The sequence below is a fragment of the Biomaibacter acetigenes genome (assembly GCF_003691585.1).
GTDB lineage: Bacteria > Bacillota > Thermosediminibacteria > Thermosediminibacterales > Tepidanaerobacteraceae > Biomaibacter > Biomaibacter acetigenes.
In genome coordinates, this window is sequence record NZ_CP033169.1 from 2,788,174 (window position 1) to 2,801,974 (window position 13,801).

General features: G+C 40.5%; 24 protein-coding genes and 1 riboswitch. Of the genes, 3 read left to right on the forward strand and 21 right to left on the reverse strand.

Annotated features, from left to right (window positions below):
• Window positions 1–76: 76 nt before the first annotated feature.
• Window positions 77–577, forward strand: coding sequence for a YhcN/YlaJ family sporulation lipoprotein (locus D2962_RS14175; RefSeq protein WP_122015361.1), 501 nt, complete (start codon window positions 77–79; stop codon window positions 575–577).
• A 44-nt stretch (window positions 578–621) separates the two neighbouring features.
• On the opposite strand, the gene D2962_RS14180 is transcribed toward D2962_RS14175, so the two are convergent.
• The 4 genes from D2962_RS14180 to D2962_RS14195 form a co-directional block, all read right to left on the reverse strand.
• Window positions 622–906: a YdcF family protein gene (locus D2962_RS14180; RefSeq protein WP_162991238.1), complete on the reverse strand. Its 285-nt coding sequence runs from the start codon at window positions 904–906 to the stop codon at window positions 622–624.
• 80 nt (window positions 907–986) lie between these two features.
• The gene (locus tag D2962_RS14185; RefSeq protein ID WP_222927555.1) at window positions 987–1,475 is read right to left on the reverse strand and encodes a GNAT family N-acetyltransferase; all 489 of its coding nucleotides are present in this window, start codon (window positions 1,473–1,475) and stop codon (window positions 987–989) included.
• A gap of 63 nt (window positions 1,476–1,538) precedes the next feature.
• Window positions 1,539–1,733: a hypothetical protein gene (locus D2962_RS14190; protein WP_122015364.1), complete on the reverse strand. Its 195-nt coding sequence runs from the start codon at window positions 1,731–1,733 to the stop codon at window positions 1,539–1,541.
• 59 nt (window positions 1,734–1,792) lie between these two features.
• Window positions 1,793–2,707, reverse strand: a complete 915-nt coding sequence (locus D2962_RS14195; protein WP_222927556.1) for a DUF4846 domain-containing protein — start codon at window positions 2,705–2,707, stop codon at window positions 1,793–1,795.
• Between the two features lie 306 nt (window positions 2,708–3,013).
• Here D2962_RS14195 and D2962_RS14205 point away from each other — a divergent pair, with 306 nt between their 5' ends.
• Together D2962_RS14205 and D2962_RS14210 are read left to right on the forward strand one after the other, a co-directional pair.
• Window positions 3,014–3,619 (forward strand): RNA polymerase sigma factor, encoded by a 606-nt coding sequence (locus tag D2962_RS14205; protein ID WP_122015366.1) that lies wholly within the window; start codon window positions 3,014–3,016, stop codon window positions 3,617–3,619.
• Entirely contained in the window at window positions 3,616–4,386 is a 771-nt protein-coding gene (locus D2962_RS14210; protein WP_122015367.1) for a DUF4367 domain-containing protein, read from the forward strand. The genes D2962_RS14205 and D2962_RS14210 overlap by 4 nt, the downstream gene beginning before the upstream one ends.
• 160 nt (window positions 4,387–4,546) lie before the next feature.
• On the opposite strand, the gene D2962_RS14215 is transcribed toward D2962_RS14210, so the two are convergent.
• The 17 genes from D2962_RS14215 to D2962_RS14295 all read right to left on the reverse strand — a co-directional run bounded on the left by D2962_RS14215 (window position 4,547) and on the right by D2962_RS14295 (window position 13,564).
• Window positions 4,547–4,942 carry a CPBP family intramembrane glutamic endopeptidase gene (locus D2962_RS14215; protein ID WP_122015368.1) on the reverse strand — a complete coding sequence of 132 codons (396 nt, stop codon included), beginning with the start codon at window positions 4,940–4,942 and terminating at the stop codon, window positions 4,547–4,549.
• 561 nt (window positions 4,943–5,503) lie between these two features.
• Window positions 5,504–5,923 carry a hypothetical protein gene (locus tag D2962_RS14220; RefSeq protein ID WP_122015369.1) on the reverse strand — a complete coding sequence of 140 codons (420 nt, stop codon included), beginning with the start codon at window positions 5,921–5,923 and terminating at the stop codon, window positions 5,504–5,506.
• 6 nt (window positions 5,924–5,929) lie between these two features.
• Window positions 5,930–6,184: a hypothetical protein gene (locus D2962_RS14225; RefSeq protein ID WP_120769069.1), complete on the reverse strand. Its 255-nt coding sequence runs from the start codon at window positions 6,182–6,184 to the stop codon at window positions 5,930–5,932.
• A 335-nt stretch (window positions 6,185–6,519) separates the two neighbouring features.
• Complete coding sequence (locus tag D2962_RS14230) at window positions 6,520–6,801, reverse strand: hypothetical protein (protein ID WP_122015370.1); 282 nt, start codon at window positions 6,799–6,801, stop codon at window positions 6,520–6,522.
• Window positions 6,788–7,474 carry a hypothetical protein gene (locus D2962_RS14235; protein ID WP_122015371.1) on the reverse strand — a complete coding sequence of 229 codons (687 nt, stop codon included), beginning with the start codon at window positions 7,472–7,474 and terminating at the stop codon, window positions 6,788–6,790. Before D2962_RS14235 ends, D2962_RS14230 begins: the two co-directional genes overlap by 14 nt.
• 11 nt (window positions 7,475–7,485) lie before the next feature.
• Window positions 7,486–7,809 (reverse strand): hypothetical protein, encoded by a 324-nt coding sequence (locus D2962_RS14240; RefSeq protein WP_122015372.1) that lies wholly within the window; start codon window positions 7,807–7,809, stop codon window positions 7,486–7,488.
• Window positions 7,810–7,885: 76 nt separating this feature from the next.
• Window positions 7,886–8,128 carry a hypothetical protein gene (locus D2962_RS14245; protein ID WP_122015373.1) on the reverse strand — a complete coding sequence of 81 codons (243 nt, stop codon included), beginning with the start codon at window positions 8,126–8,128 and terminating at the stop codon, window positions 7,886–7,888.
• A gap of 25 nt (window positions 8,129–8,153) precedes the next feature.
• Window positions 8,154–8,306: a hypothetical protein gene (locus D2962_RS17685; protein ID WP_162991239.1), complete on the reverse strand. Its 153-nt coding sequence runs from the start codon at window positions 8,304–8,306 to the stop codon at window positions 8,154–8,156.
• A gap of 205 nt (window positions 8,307–8,511) precedes the next feature.
• Window positions 8,512–8,841 (reverse strand): hypothetical protein, encoded by a 330-nt coding sequence (locus D2962_RS14250; RefSeq protein WP_222927557.1) that lies wholly within the window; start codon window positions 8,839–8,841, stop codon window positions 8,512–8,514.
• Between the two features lie 170 nt (window positions 8,842–9,011).
• A complete protein-coding gene (locus D2962_RS14255; protein WP_122015375.1) occupies window positions 9,012–9,854 on the reverse strand; it encodes a sensor histidine kinase in 843 nt (280 codons plus the stop codon).
• A gap of 22 nt (window positions 9,855–9,876) precedes the next feature.
• A complete protein-coding gene (locus D2962_RS14260) occupies window positions 9,877–10,590 on the reverse strand; it encodes a LytR/AlgR family response regulator transcription factor (RefSeq protein WP_120766670.1) in 714 nt (237 codons plus the stop codon).
• Complete coding sequence (locus tag D2962_RS14265; RefSeq protein ID WP_147421244.1) at window positions 10,568–10,750, reverse strand: hypothetical protein; 183 nt, start codon at window positions 10,748–10,750, stop codon at window positions 10,568–10,570. The genes D2962_RS14260 and D2962_RS14265 overlap by 23 nt, the downstream gene beginning before the upstream one ends.
• 47 nt (window positions 10,751–10,797) lie before the next feature.
• A complete protein-coding gene (locus tag D2962_RS14270) occupies window positions 10,798–10,986 on the reverse strand; it encodes an accessory gene regulator B family protein (RefSeq protein WP_120766672.1) in 189 nt (62 codons plus the stop codon).
• A 42-nt stretch (window positions 10,987–11,028) separates the two neighbouring features.
• Entirely contained in the window at window positions 11,029–11,505 is a 477-nt protein-coding gene (locus D2962_RS14275) for a hypothetical protein (RefSeq protein WP_120766673.1), read from the reverse strand.
• A gap of 846 nt (window positions 11,506–12,351) precedes the next feature.
• Window positions 12,352–12,672, reverse strand: coding sequence for a hypothetical protein (locus tag D2962_RS14285; protein WP_122015376.1), 321 nt, complete (start codon window positions 12,670–12,672; stop codon window positions 12,352–12,354).
• Window positions 12,673–12,707: 35 nt separating this feature from the next.
• Window positions 12,708–12,815 carry a helix-turn-helix domain-containing protein gene (locus tag D2962_RS17690; protein WP_162991240.1) on the reverse strand — a complete coding sequence of 36 codons (108 nt, stop codon included), beginning with the start codon at window positions 12,813–12,815 and terminating at the stop codon, window positions 12,708–12,710.
• A gap of 98 nt (window positions 12,816–12,913) precedes the next feature.
• Window positions 12,914–13,003: riboswitch (cyclic di-GMP riboswitch) on the reverse strand.
• Window positions 13,004–13,111: 108 nt separating this feature from the next.
• Window positions 13,112–13,564: a hypothetical protein gene (locus D2962_RS14295; protein ID WP_120766677.1), complete on the reverse strand. Its 453-nt coding sequence runs from the start codon at window positions 13,562–13,564 to the stop codon at window positions 13,112–13,114.
• Window positions 13,565–13,801 lie beyond the last annotated feature (237 nt).

Here is a 13,801-nt window from a genome sequence, read left to right on the forward strand (position 1 = left end):
TTGCTGTCCTTAAACTTACAGTATAAAAAGAGCCAAAAATCCTTATTCTAAAATTAAAGAAGGAGGGAACAATTAAATGAAAAGATTTTTATCTTCTCTTTTGATATTGCTAACGGTTTTTTCGCTCGCCCTGGGCGGATGTTCTGTTAGCCGTAAACCTGCACCAAAGCCAGCTCCTCCCAGCAGAGTTACACCGGCACCTACAAGAACACCGGCTCCAAAGCCTGCCGCCCCGACAGCCCACGCTCTTGCCACTAAACTGGCCAGTGCGGCCGAAAAAGTGGAAGGCGTAAAATCGGCCACTGTGGTCGTTTCCGGTTCTACAGCTTTTGTTGGATTGGAGATAAAACCCGGCATCGAAGCCAAAAAAACCAATGAAATCAAATCAAAGGTAGCCGATGCCGTAAAAAGAGCCGATGCACGCATCAAAGCCGTCAATGTGACTACAGACCCCAACCTGATAACCAGGATCAAAAAGATAGCGGAGGGTATCCGGGCCGGAAAACCGCTTTCAAGCTTTACCAGAGAACTCACTGAAATAACCCGCCGTATGGTTCCAAAAGGCAAAGTAAAATAAGAGCGAAAAATCCTGCGTACAAAGCGCAGGATTTTTCGCTCTTTTTAAAATAAATGAGTTTCTTCGTAAACGGTATCCCCGGAAATTCCCCTGCGGATAAGCTCGTCTCTTGCCGCCCTACCTTCAGGAATGGGATTGGAAGTCCCAATCCCAGCTGTTGTTATAATAGCAGGAGCATAACCGTGCCTGTAAAGTGTCTCCGCCAGATTGATGCGCTCCAGCAAGGCAGGGCTTGGGCCGTCTCGCCATACGGCTGCACCCAGGACAATTATAGCATCGGCTTTTTCGGGTTCACAATTTCGCCCGTACCACTCAATATATACATACATTCCCCCTATTAATAGGACCAATAGGATAACCATAGTAAATGCAGCATAAATAAACCGTCTCATAATCCTGCTCCGTAGAGTTATTTTAATTTATTCGCCAAATTCCAGAGTGCGTCGCCGGTCAATCTGTAAACAGTCCATTCGTCCATTGGTCTTGCACCTAAAGATTTATAGAAATCTATGGATGGCCTATTCCAATCCAATACGGACCATTCCATGCGGCCGCAGTTACGTTCCAGCGCCAGATTAGCCAAAAAAGCAAAAAGCTTTTTGCCAAATCCCCTGCCGCGATATTCCGGTCTTATGTATAAATCTTCAAGGTACAAGCCTCGCTTGCCGAGGAAAGTGGAAAAGTTATGGAAGAAAAGGGCATAACCTACGGGTATATTATCATACTCCGCAATAATGACTTCAGCATCTTTTCTGTCAAACAAAGATTCTTCCAGCAAATGCTCATCTGCCGTCACTTCGTGCGGCAGCTTTTCGTATTCGGCCAGTTCTCTGATTAATTGAAGAATCAATCCGGTATCTTTTCTCTCAGCAAATCTGATACTAAAATTGTCGCACACAGCAGTATTCCCCCCTTCTATGTTGAAACACAACAACGTTTTTTTACCTTGAAACATCGCTTTTTATCTTGCAAATATCCTCACATCAGTTATCATAACAGTTATAATATACATTGTAAATACAGGACTGTGTCGCAAAAATTGAAAAAGCCGGCTTTCATTTCCCGGTGCAGGCATGATAGCCCTGAAACATCCCGTAAAAATCAGGGTGGCGGCAATAAAGACTCCGAGAATGTAGATTAAATAACCCCGTTTCATTATCTTATTCCTCCTGTGTCGGGATTAAATGCAGAATAAACGAATGCATCATGGATGCCTCATTCAAATCTCTTCAGGTCACTCCATTCAAAGGTCCATTCGGGTGTAACCAAAGCTCTTTCAGGCTTTATGGCATACCAGGGGCTCATGCCCGGATCATCATGATTCTTGAGGACGTGTATATCCTGGGCAGGCATGTAGCTCTGGGCTAGCATAAAAATTTTTTCTCCGGTTTCCCTGTTTTCCGCCATGTCCACTACGATTACACAGTGGCCGGGAGTACCTCCCTGTATAAAAACATCTCCGATTTCCATTTTCTCCAATGCCACCGGTTTCAATTCCCTTGACAGAGACAAAGTCCCGGCATACGAAAATACCGTATCCAGGTATCTCCTGAAGTCTTCATAATCGGCAGAATGCCCTGCGGTCTTTACCCATGCAGCTTTGTTGCCGGAGACCTTAATTCTGTATCCCTGCATCCACTTGCTGTAATCGGCCCTGAAGCCGTTTGTGAAGTTAAAGTGAATCCTGTCATACTGTCTTTTCCCGAACAGATACTCCGCCCTCAACCGGATAACGGCATCGGCACACTGCTGCAGGTCCTTTGTCCCCACATCCATGTCTATGACGGCTTCGTACACATCATTGCCTTTTACTCTCCCGTCGTAATAATGAACCTTCGAGCCATGGGGCTTAAGCGGCAGGTTTCTTAAATACTCTCCAAAAGACCCAGGTTCAACCTGTACTCTCTCAAATCCGTGCGGGGCATTTATCCGCTCAAACAAGGTTTTGCCGTTTTCGTTGATAATATTTTTGCCCCCACCATGCTTTGCGGTAGGCGCCTGCAAAACCTCCCCGCCCGTTCTATTCCCCTGATGCCCTTCCTGAATACTGCCGCAAATATACGATGCCAGATTCATCAAAGCAAAAACGATCATACCCAATAAAAGACAGATGAAGATCTTTCTTTTCATATTTAACTCTCCTGAAAAAAATTCAGCCCAATATCGCCATATAAGGATCATACTTTGAAGCCGTGCTGAAAAAATCGGCTTATTCCTATTCCACCCTTTTCCAGTATCTAAATCATGCCATATTCACTGCTTCTTTTACAGGCTTTCCGGCACTGCAGGTTATAAAAAAAACCCCTGCGCTACCCCTTACATTCTACCATAAAAAGTTATATACTGATATTGAAAATTTTTTTACCATAAATTATCTCTATTTTTAGGGAACTTTTATGTCAACTCTCCCGTCTTTTATTAAAACCGAGGTGCAGCATGGACCTGTTAAAATTAGTCAATAAATCTAAATATAAAGATAATAAAGCGTTTCAGGTGCTGTTTGAGTTGTTCTATGATGAAGTTTACCGGATCGCTTACCTAATTACCCAGAGCCGCGCCATGTCAGAAGATGCCGCCCAGGAAGCGTTTTTAAAAGCTTTTGAACGGCTGGATACATTGAAAGAACCAAAAAAATTCGTATCATGGATAAAATCCATTACCGCCCGCTGCGCAATCGACATATTGCGGCAGCAAAAATGTCTCACAGTGCTTGACGAATTTGCCGATTACCCTAATGGCGATTATATATCCCCGGCCGTGCTGCCCCAGCCTGAAACTGAAGCCGAACGCCGGGAACTTAAAGCAAAACTACGAGAAGCCATATATTCCTTAAATCCCATACACAGGCAGGTAGTGGTCTTAAAATACTACCTGGGCTTTGATACCCGGGAAATCGCACGGACTCTTGATTTGCCTCCGGGCACTGTCAAGTCCCGCCTGCACCGGGCCTTAAAAATTCTGAACTTAAAAATATCCAGCGATAAAAACTTTCCCTTGCCCGTGTATAAGACCATAACAAAAAAGGAAGGGACCCAGCAATGAAAGAATCTTACCTGGAAGACCTGATAAAAGACACATTACTCGAAGAAGCTCAACGGATTGACGTACCTCCCTCGGACACGGTTTGGGCAAAAATCGACGCTGCACGTAAAAAAAAGAAACTTTTCCATAGTCTTTTGCATAAAAACGGGGCTTTTCGCTTTCAACTGGCAGCCGCAAGTTTGATAATATTTATTCTTGGGACGCTTTTATACTTTACCCACCCTTCTGCGGTGAATGCCCGCAGTAACAGAATATTAAAAACGGTAGTGGACTTGTTCAGAAGTCCGGCACCCGCCGACATTATAATAACCATGGACAACACCTCCACCCCTCCTCCGGACGCCCCTCCGCCTCCTCCCGATTGGCCCCTTGCAACGGGAGAAAAGGTGGTCGCACCGGAACAGGCTCGGGCCGAAGCCTCATTTTCTTTCAAAGAACCCTCTTACTTGACCAGGGGCTTAAAGCTGGACATCATTACTCTGATGGATAAAAACATGGTAAACCAGTACTACCGTTCGGATAAAAACAGGCTGATAATAAGCCAGCGGCACATGCCCGGCGATTTTGCCTCAAGCCATATGTTTTCCAATGCCCGGGCAAAAAAGGTCAATATCAATGGAGTGGAGGGCACTCTGGTATCGCAGCGTAATCCATATTCTGGAAAGGACGAATTGACCATCATCTGGTTTGCGGACAGCATCAGTTTCAGAGTAGAGACGGATTTGAATGAAAGGGAAACTCTGAAGATAGTCCGTTCACTGAAATAGCAACATCGATCAGGTGGAAACTGAAACCCAGTATAATATTAATCATTTAGAGGCAGTTAGGAGCAGCCGGCAGGCTCGGAGGCTTCAGTAAGATGCCATTGGAGTAGACTAAAGAATGTGACTTAACAAAAACTGCAAATTATACTCATAATATGATGTCCTATAGTATTATAAACAGTATTAAGCTTGATATCATATTGATAAGAATATGAGAAATCATAACCGGTATAATGCTCCCATTGCATTTTCTATCCATAATATATCCAAATGTATACCCTAACAAAAAGGCATTTATAATTCGGACAATAATATCTGCTGTAGAGGCTGAACCGCGTATAACGAAATGAGGCAACGCAAACACAACAGCCTGAACAACATTTCCTTTTGAAAATCCAAGGATTTTAATAAGTTTCTTTGCGATAAATCCCCTAAAAAAAATCTCTTCCGCTATTCCTGTTTTCATCCCGTAAAGTAAAAGGTAGAAGAAAATTGTTATTGCCGTAAAATTATGTATATCAACAGAACTCCTCCCGCTACTACCCCATACGATTATCATAATAATGGCTGCTAATGTTATTAAGTATACTGTAGTAATAGTAAGAATTACCGCCAATAGATTTATTTTTTAGGTTTGTAGATGCCCAACGAATAAGCAAATCCTTTTAGTGTTTTTTTTCTGATTAGATACCATACAAGTGGAATAATAGAAAATAATAGTATATTAAATATACATTTGTTAAATTCGCTAATCAGTGTATTGATTACATTCATTGATTTCTATCCTCTTTGCTATACATTGTGATACTATTGTGACATAACAATTGCATTACGCAAAAAAATCACCGGGATGTTTTTTAAAACGAAATTATGCCGCATTCGGTCTATATTAATTCTCATGCCAATTGCAAAATAATTTAAACATGAACTGAGTCTTATCGATACCGAATAAAAAGAATAGTTTATTAAAATACGACCGTTTTCTCTTTGCGCATAAGCCGAAGAACAATATTCGCCTTACCCAATATCAATACCTATACTGTATAACTTCCATTTTCCATTGGACAATACAAATTCAACATAACACACATCCACCGTATCTTTTCCTTGAATGTGAATTTCATACGCTGTCTACGGTCAGGCCGGTCTGAGTTGTCATCGTATCATGCACCACCTGGAAGTAATTGTCTCCGCAGGAATCAGCATAATGGATTAATCCGGGTTTAAGAAAAACCCCGTATCCTCCCGGCGGAACGGGTTTGCCTGAAAAATCGGTCTGGTTCCACGCCAATTTAATGTTGTAGTATTCTCCCGGTTTTAAGGTCCCTTTTAAAGCGGGCAGGGCCTTTTCCCACACAGGCACTTCCCTGTCGGAATATATGGTTATAACAGGAGAATATTCTATTATATCGAGAGTTTCGGGCTCTTTACCCTGAGAATCGGTTAAATCAGCGTTATATCTCAGTGTTAAATTGAGTATTACATCCTGCCCGGCATCAAACTTTTCCGGCCAAACTCCCCCTGTTATTAAACAAGTCAACGCTTACTATTCTTTATTGAAGCAGCCTGTATCAGAACCTATATACAGTTCATCACCTATCCTTGTCAGCATTTCAAAGGTATTTTCATAAAATCTTGCCTCTGCTTCGCCAACCGAAAAATCCGAAACCCTGTAGAGAAATTTACCGGATTTTTTATCAAAGGCAAATATGCCTCTAAATGTGGCAATCACCAGTTTATCCTTAATGATGACCGGTTTTTTCCAACCTTTTTGCCCATTTTGCGGTATAAATGGACGCAAATAACCCCATAGCCACCTGGACTTCGATGACGGGGGCTATCTGACTAAATAAAATTTACTGAACACCCATTTGTCATTCAAATTCTCATATATAAAATCGTGAGTTTCTTTGGCCACAGCTTTTTGTGTATCCGGATCAATAACTTCTACCTCAACGCGGTAGATGATTTTCTTGTCATTTTCATAGATAACCCGATATGTTTCCTCTCCTTTATAAATATCGGTGCCCCGGTCTGCCTGGACTGCAAAGCACCATCAATATCCACGTAATGCATATCATATCAAACCAACCATATGCTTCTACTGCTTGTTGATAGGCTGACTTTACTTGAGTTTCATTTGGTACAGTGTTTTTTTTCCGTTTCTGGTGCGCCAGAAGCAAGAAGAAGGCCACCTGACAGATGATGAGTCTGCAGTTTATATTTTTCTTTGGTTTTACCCTGGACCGTCCCGTCGCCATTTATGACTATTTCTCCATTGTAGAGGGAACCTTCGATTTTTCCGATAAAGATGATGTTGTCCGGGGTGTACCGGTAAAAGGACACAGCACACTCACCATCGCGGCCGCTTTCCGGAATGGCGATTTCCTTTTCGGTATCATTTTTATCGATATCCACCAGCTCGATTTTTTTTGTCTATATGGCTGCCGCAACTGGTTATCGATAAGTTATTCACCCTCAATCTGAAAAGGTCGCCGTATTCGTCACAGTAAAGAAATATTTGCTCGAGTATGCCGTCACCGTTTAAATCCGTCTCCATACCCTGGACGCCCGTTAATTCCAGCGGCATGGGAAACTTCAGTTTTCGCTGCACGGTTGTGCCTGTCTTTTCCATGGAGTCGAACATGCGGTCCATATAGTCAAGGTCGATTTTCTCATCCAGGATCCTGTAATAGTTTATTTCTCCACCCTTTTCTATCCATAAATAGCCGTCCCTAAAAAAGCGCACAGAGATGTTCGAGCCCTGCTTTACCGGAAGGGATATGTCATAATAATTCGATTTATCATAATCCCTCGATAAAGTCCTGCCGAGCTTTAAACCCCTGTAATAATTGAGGATCTGCAATATTTTATTTATGTCGTCGCTCCGCCTTACTCCCTCACGCCCAAAACCGCCTGCTTTTTTAATAATCAGAGAGCCCTCGTACAGGTTTGCGTCCGGGGAAACAATTTCTCCGAATTCCTGCGGTCGGGAAAAATTCGCAAACCTGATAACACCGAAACCAAAATACAGCATTAATAACGCCATTAACACCACTTTCAAGTTGATTTTTATTTTCGGCTTTTTCATCCGCAAACCCTCTATTCCGTGTAATCAATATGACTCCCAATTACACCTCGCCGGTTCGCCATTATAGGAAAGCCCGCGTCTTCCCGTAAGCTGAAATCCCTGCCAATCTTCAGCGCTTCCTCCTTGCTTCCCGCCGGAGCTGCTATCACGAATCCGCCTTTACTGCTCCAATGCGATGCGTCGGCTTTTTCTATATCCTCTTCGAAAACACATATAGCCAGTTTTTCAAAACGTCCGTCGATAAACAATTCCCCGAAAAAATCGTATTCGCCCTTATCTTCCCTGTATGAAAAAGCGGATTGAAAAACTATCTCTTGGCGGGGGATAATATCCATCGACCCCGGACATAATATTTACCTCCCTGCCCGTAGATTTACATTTAACATTTTAAGAAGACACACAATATTAAAACTAGATTGATGAAAAAATAGCCGATTTTGCTCTCTTTGCATCTTTCTCATCTACATATATTTCATATTGAATAAATTGATCCTGCAGAAAGCCGCTGCTTCTAAGAACGCTGTTATTTCTTGTGGTGTATGGAATTCCCCGTTCAGCTAATATTCCAATTATTTTTAAGTATTGACCGTTCCCCGTAGCAGTATAAACCAACTTTTTTTTATTGCCGGCTGAATGATTCCAAAGTTTAAACATGCCGGAACCTCCTCTTTCACAAGCTTTACTCCCATCCTGCAGTGTCGGGCGGCATTGGGTAGGAGCTCACGCGATTTACATACTCATCTTTCCCCGCCACACCGAAAATCAGTATCTCATAGTTGCCGTATGCTGTAAAAATTTTCTGCTCACCCGTAAAGTCGCCCGGCTTTAACACTCTCTTATAAGCGTCATATCCTCTTTGACAGTATGAACCTGGGCACATCGTTTATGATTACGGAGTCAGCGGCGGACCCGTAATACCACAGGCCGTCCTGGCACCTGACATCGATGATTCAAGTTTTCAAATTGATGGGTCGTTTCTCAGACGTAAAGCCGTTCGCCTTCAATATCAGCCTGGTACCCGCCGAACAGTCAGAAAATCATTTTTCACTCTTCTTGCGGTTTCTCATTCGTGAATATTTTTGAATGCCTCCGATTATGAAACCAATTGATATGAGGACAGGAATGATCGAAGATATTAAAGAAGAACAGGTAAATTTCGAAGAAACGAGAACTATTATGACAGGAGCAAAATATAACAGACCAAAAATAATGAGTAAAAGGGGATATTTAGTTAACCTGCCGATAGGTCTTGGGACACGGCCTGTGCCTACGTAGTGCCCGGGGTTATACTGGTTATCCAGCCAATCTTGTAAATCTTCCATATCTTTTTCAAATTCATTTTTCTTTTTTTGGGAATCTTTTTTCAAGAAAACACCTCCCATTTGGCGGTACCACCCGTCATAAGGTTATATATTATTAGCCGGCATTTGGGGGCCTACCGTTCCTTTTTACCATCGTCCAGAACATTCATTTTCTCTTACGGAAACGATTTTCTGACCTTTTACTTCGGGCACCGTCTTTCATCCCAATTTGCAATTTATAGAATTTTGACCGGCAAGTATACATCAAAGGTAGTTAGTTTTTGATCTGATTGCACTTCTATCCTACCGCCGCCTTTGTCTAATATCTTTCTTACCACATAAAGGCCATATCCCCGTGTTTCATGCTCTCTCGTGCTATAGCCCGACTGAAAGATTTTTCCCAGGTCATCTTCATCTATCTGAAGGCCATTGTTTGATATCCTGAATATGAAAAATTCCTTTCTATAATCCGTTTCAAAACATATCAGCCGGTTATCCGGCTTTTCCAGCACGGCCTCAATGGCATTGTCCAGGATATTGCCTATGACCGTACTAAGGTCCCATGAGCTGATACCTATATCCTGTATTTTTGCCATAATGTTGGCTTTAAAAACTATATTATTCCTCGCCATAAGCTCCCTTTTTACATTTACCACCGCATTTAGAGCCATATTCCCCAATCGCAGCATTTCGGTGGTAGTTCTGTATTCTCCGGCTATTCCATTTATATATTGTTTGAGTTCGTCGTATTCCTCGGTATACAGGAGAGCCTGAATGGTTTGTATATGTTTTGAATGCTGATGCCTCTGGCCGCTTAATGTATTCAGCAATTCTTCTATCTCTTTCAAATGAGCTTTAATTGATTTGTATTCTATTTCTTTTCGGGTTAAGCTTTCAGTGGTTTTGACGATATAGAAATAAAGCACCAGCGAAGCCAGGAGATACGTTATAAAAAACGGCAGGTTTTTCATATAGAGCTGCCGGTTGGAAGCAACCATCCACTGATTCAATATGAGTATGGCAAATATTTGAACTGTAAATGCAAAAATTATTATGAGATTTTTATTAAACACTTTCACCAGTACCCCGCTGTCTCAAAATTTATATCAATCTGTCCTTTAAAAACTGGAATCTATTTTTGCTCATTAAAACGGTCTTGTCATAATTATGAAAAGTTATGATATAAGAATCGCCCATGTTCTGTATCATGTCTATCATGTTAACGTTTACTATATAAGACTTGTGGACTCTGTAAAACCCTTCATTCAGATTGATCTCCAGATCCTTCAGGTTGTAGTTGCATTTATGCACCCCATTTGTTGTATGTATGATCGTTTCCTTGCCATTTTTTTCGATAAAAATAATATCATCCAGATTAAGAAAAATAATGCCATCATCTGCCCTGAGAGGAAATTTTCCGGTCAGTTTGAGTTTATTTCTTAATGTATCGCATTCCCTCCTTGCAGCCATTTTATTTACTGTTTCCTGAAATCTCTGGACATCAATGGGTTTTATGATGTAATCATAAGGGTGGACCACAAAGGATTCTGCCGCAAAATCGGGGTATCCCGTAACAAAAGCTATTGCCACTTCCGGATTCAGGTCGCAGGCAATTTTCGCCACCTGAATACCATCTATATCCGGCAAATCTATGTCGAGAATCAGAATATCAGGGGATTTGTCCTTAATTATCTGAACAGCTTCACGGCCGGTGTAGGCTTTATATATTTCATCTATAAGAGGATTTGCCTCCAGAAGTTTACAAAACATCCCCAGGGTGCTTTTATCATCCTCACATATCAGAATGCTCGCCATGATAGCCATCCTCTCCACCATGATTTTCTTTTCCAACAAAACGTGCATTCAGCAGCCTGTACCCTGCAGGAGTTACAAAAAGCAGTGCTTCCGAAGTCCCCAGAAATAAGGCCGCAAGATACGTCCTTTGCCCGACAAAAAAGAGTACATTTGCAATCATGCCCAGAACTCCCAGCAAAATCATGGTAATACCCTGAAGGCGCTGCCTTATACAAGGCTTATCATAGTTTCGGCAAATGTGTTCAGTATAAAAGATACGGCCATTATAGATGCAAATTTCAGAAGAGTGCCCAAAATAATCATGAGTCCGTATTCTATAACCTCAGTTTCATATACATCTGGGGCAGCGCCAAGAACAATCAACCTTGACAATGCTCGGGAGTATTTTTGAAGCATGCCGTTTCACCTCATTTTTTTATACATGTAAAGTGCTTTATCTCATAATCCTTCAAACAAATTCAATCGGTCAATAAGATAAAAAACCAGGACGGTAATGCCCGCCACCGGAAAAAACAGGGCTACATCCAGCCAGGGATTCTCCTGCAGGATGAAAAGGGGCATTTTAAGTCGGTTCAAGACAATTAAAACAACGATGTATTGTATGGACCCATATATGACCGTCACTATAAAAATTGGTATGAAGCAATGCTGGACCTTGACCCTGCACAATAAGCTAAACAGCAGAGTTAATGTCGCTATAAGTATAACCGTGTGAAAACTTGATAAAAAATACTGAGATATTCCCATGGATATTTTTCTTATTATAAGAGTGATGCCTCCCTGAATGACCGAAATCAAAAATATTCTGTTATAGTTTGATCTTTCTAGTTTCATCATTCTCGTAGATATGGCCAGGATCAAAAATGCTTCCGGCACCGATACGAGAGCCGCCACGTACCAGAGTATGGGAAACATGGTTTCACTCCGTCTTTAAATCTTATTAACTTTAACTATTTATATAAACTTTTTATATCCTTCTACATTTTTTAATCATTTCCTGCCGGGTTGGAACAACTGGCGCCTTTTCCGGTACAACTGGCGGATTTTTGGGTATGAACAGCGGAAAGGGGATGGTATAATGAATATTGGTTTTAGCATTAATTTCTATTTCTATAGTATTGATAGTATTTTTTATGTATAACAAATATGGAATAGTTTCTCCCGCAGTAATTATAATTATTATTGCATTTAATCTTATTATTTGGTTAAACAAGAAGTTTAAAAATAAGCAATAAAGGGGAGATATGCAAAAAACATCTCCCCCGAGCCAAAATATTACATCATCTATATATTAATCAAAATGTATCTACATAAAAATAGTTAGTTTCTTTACCCTTGTAAGTACCATCATCATCCCATATATGGAGGTAATGATATATGGTACTGTCTTTTTGAGTCATTTCATGCTGTATAGACCAGCCTAGTCTAGGAACAATTTCTAAATCAGTTTCATCATCTGACAGCAGTTAAATTAAAACAGGAGGCCTTTTTAATAACCCCCTGTCAAAAAATTTCTTTGCTATCCTTTATCTTTTTCCTTAAGGTCTTTCCCCTTCACATTTCCCAGGCTGTCACTTATTATCTGTCAACTTCCCATTGCCGATGTCGTTATCAATAGTCCGTTTAGTAAATATAGCGGCAGATTTATGACTGTAAATTCACCTTTTGCAACGCTGGTAGAAATTACAATTGTTTCGGCTACTATAAATACAAGCCATCTTGTCGGTAGTAGTTTGAAATATTTTATTTCTTTAATAAATTCTACAACAAGCACTGTGGCGGTAACGGCACCGGTCGAAGTTCCAAGATAAATGTAAGATGTAGTAAAACCTGCTCAATATTTATCTTTTCTTCTATTTCTGACACAATGTTATTGACATCGGCAATAGTATCGATCATTTCTATGGAGTCCCCTTCTTTATCACAAATGGGTTTATTCAGAATCAACATCTCGCGCTTTTTTAAGCATTGCTGTTTTTTTGCTATTTTCAATGCCTCGCGTTTAATCCCGGTTATATACCATGACGCTATCCTTGCTTCTTCCAAATCATATTTGCAAATTTCTGAAATATATGGGGACATTTTCCCTGCCTCCCTTAATTTTATTTTTGCCTGTACTATAAAAGAGTCGGTTTAAACCTTTCAATTACTTGATTGAGAGCATCTTTATCTCCTCCTTGAGCTTTGAGGATGAGTTCCTTTAATTTTGTTTTTTTCGCCGTCACCTTCGTCCCCCTTTCTTCGTAATTTCTTAATCCGTTAAAAGGACAAAAAAAGACCCGCATATCGGAAAGACGGCGGGCCATTTTACAATATATTTTTCAGCGGCAGCCAGGCTGTCATGATACCTGCAAACACCTTAGAACCTGTTGCTTTGCTCCCTTATCTTTTGATAAATTTGCCTTACTACGTATTTAGGGGGGGGTGAATGGCGGAGGTTTTATCTACATATCCTGTAATAGGCCTTAACAGAAGATTATCACTGCCGCCAGAAAAGGGTTTACTTCTTTTTTCCTTTCCGCTATTTGGCAGCTTTTAATTCAATAATTTCTTCTCTGTCTTTTTCCCATCTTATTATTAAGCGAAAAGTATCATGTTCTCTAGCAATTGTGGCATTGTTTCCTCCCTGATAAAAAACTTCAAAAAAATTGCCGTTTTCCCCTGCGTAAAGTCTGTGACCAATAGATCCAGCGGGACCGTTGCATTCAAAGTCTACAAAATCCGGTTTTTTATCATCCTTTCCTTTATATATCAATTCAAGAGTTTGCTTGACTGAATGGTTATATTCTAATCTGTTTTTGTCTCCTTTTTCCCAAATTTCCTCATACTCCTCATGAATTATAGCGTTCCAATGTTCGCTTTCACCTTCGAAATTTATTCTCCCTAAGTTTTTTTCTTTATTATTTTTATTGCAGCCCATAAGTAATAAAGTCATTATTAATATTATGGAAAGAACAATGTAATGTCTAACCATTTCTACACCCTTTCATAGGTTGATTCCGGTGTAAAAACCCTCTTTTTCTAAGTTTACGGTCAATATATAGTGTGCTTTATTATAATCAGTAACAATATGTAGATATTCACACGCCAAATATTTGAGTTTTTACAGTAGAATCAAGGTTATTTTTGTATTAAATTGTAGAGAAAACATTTTATTTGATTATTATCATTTGTTTTTGTTAGATTTTGTTTTTTGCTAATACTAAAAGTG

Bases quoted from the DNA above. Each gene is read 5' to 3' on its own strand.
- D2962_RS14245 (WP_122015373.1), bottom strand. From the start codon at position 8,128: ATGTTTAAACTTTGGAATCATTCAGCCGGCAATAAAAAAAAGTTGGTT.
- D2962_RS14215 (WP_122015368.1), bottom strand. From the start codon at position 4,942: ATGATAATCGTATGGGGTAGTAGCGGGAGGAGTTCTGTTGATATACAT.
- D2962_RS14180 (WP_162991238.1), bottom strand. From the start codon at position 906: ATGTATGTATATATTGAGTGGTACGGGCGAAATTGTGAACCCGAAAAA.
- D2962_RS14210 (WP_122015367.1), top strand. From the start codon at position 3,616: ATGAAAGAATCTTACCTGGAAGACCTGATAAAAGACACATTACTCGAA.
- D2962_RS14235 (WP_122015371.1), bottom strand. From the start codon at position 7,474: ATGAAAAAGCCGAAAATAAAAATCAACTTGAAAGTGGTGTTAATGGCG.
- D2962_RS14260 (WP_120766670.1), bottom strand. From the start codon at position 10,590: ATGGCGAGCATTCTGATATGTGAGGATGATAAAAGCACCCTGGGGATG.
- D2962_RS14190 (WP_122015364.1), bottom strand. From the start codon at position 1,733: ATGAAACGGGGTTATTTAATCTACATTCTCGGAGTCTTTATTGCCGCC.
- D2962_RS14175 (WP_122015361.1), top strand. From the start codon at position 77: ATGAAAAGATTTTTATCTTCTCTTTTGATATTGCTAACGGTTTTTTCG.
- D2962_RS14240 (WP_122015372.1), bottom strand. From the start codon at position 7,809: ATGGATATTATCCCCCGCCAAGAGATAGTTTTTCAATCCGCTTTTTCA.
- D2962_RS14270 (WP_120766672.1), bottom strand. From the start codon at position 10,986: ATGCTTCAAAAATACTCCCGAGCATTGTCAAGGTTGATTGTTCTTGGC.
- D2962_RS14285 (WP_122015376.1), bottom strand. From the start codon at position 12,672: ATGTCCCCATATATTTCAGAAATTTGCAAATATGATTTGGAAGAAGCA.
- D2962_RS14195 (WP_222927556.1), bottom strand. From the start codon at position 2,707: ATGAAAAGAAAGATCTTCATCTGTCTTTTATTGGGTATGATCGTTTTT.
- D2962_RS14265 (WP_147421244.1), bottom strand. From the start codon at position 10,750: ATGATTGCAAATGTACTCTTTTTTGTCGGGCAAAGGACGTATCTTGCG.
- D2962_RS14275 (WP_120766673.1), bottom strand. From the start codon at position 11,505: ATGTTTCCCATACTCTGGTACGTGGCGGCTCTCGTATCGGTGCCGGAA.
- D2962_RS14295 (WP_120766677.1), bottom strand. From the start codon at position 13,564: ATGGTTAGACATTACATTGTTCTTTCCATAATATTAATAATGACTTTA.
- D2962_RS14205 (WP_122015366.1), top strand. From the start codon at position 3,014: ATGGACCTGTTAAAATTAGTCAATAAATCTAAATATAAAGATAATAAA.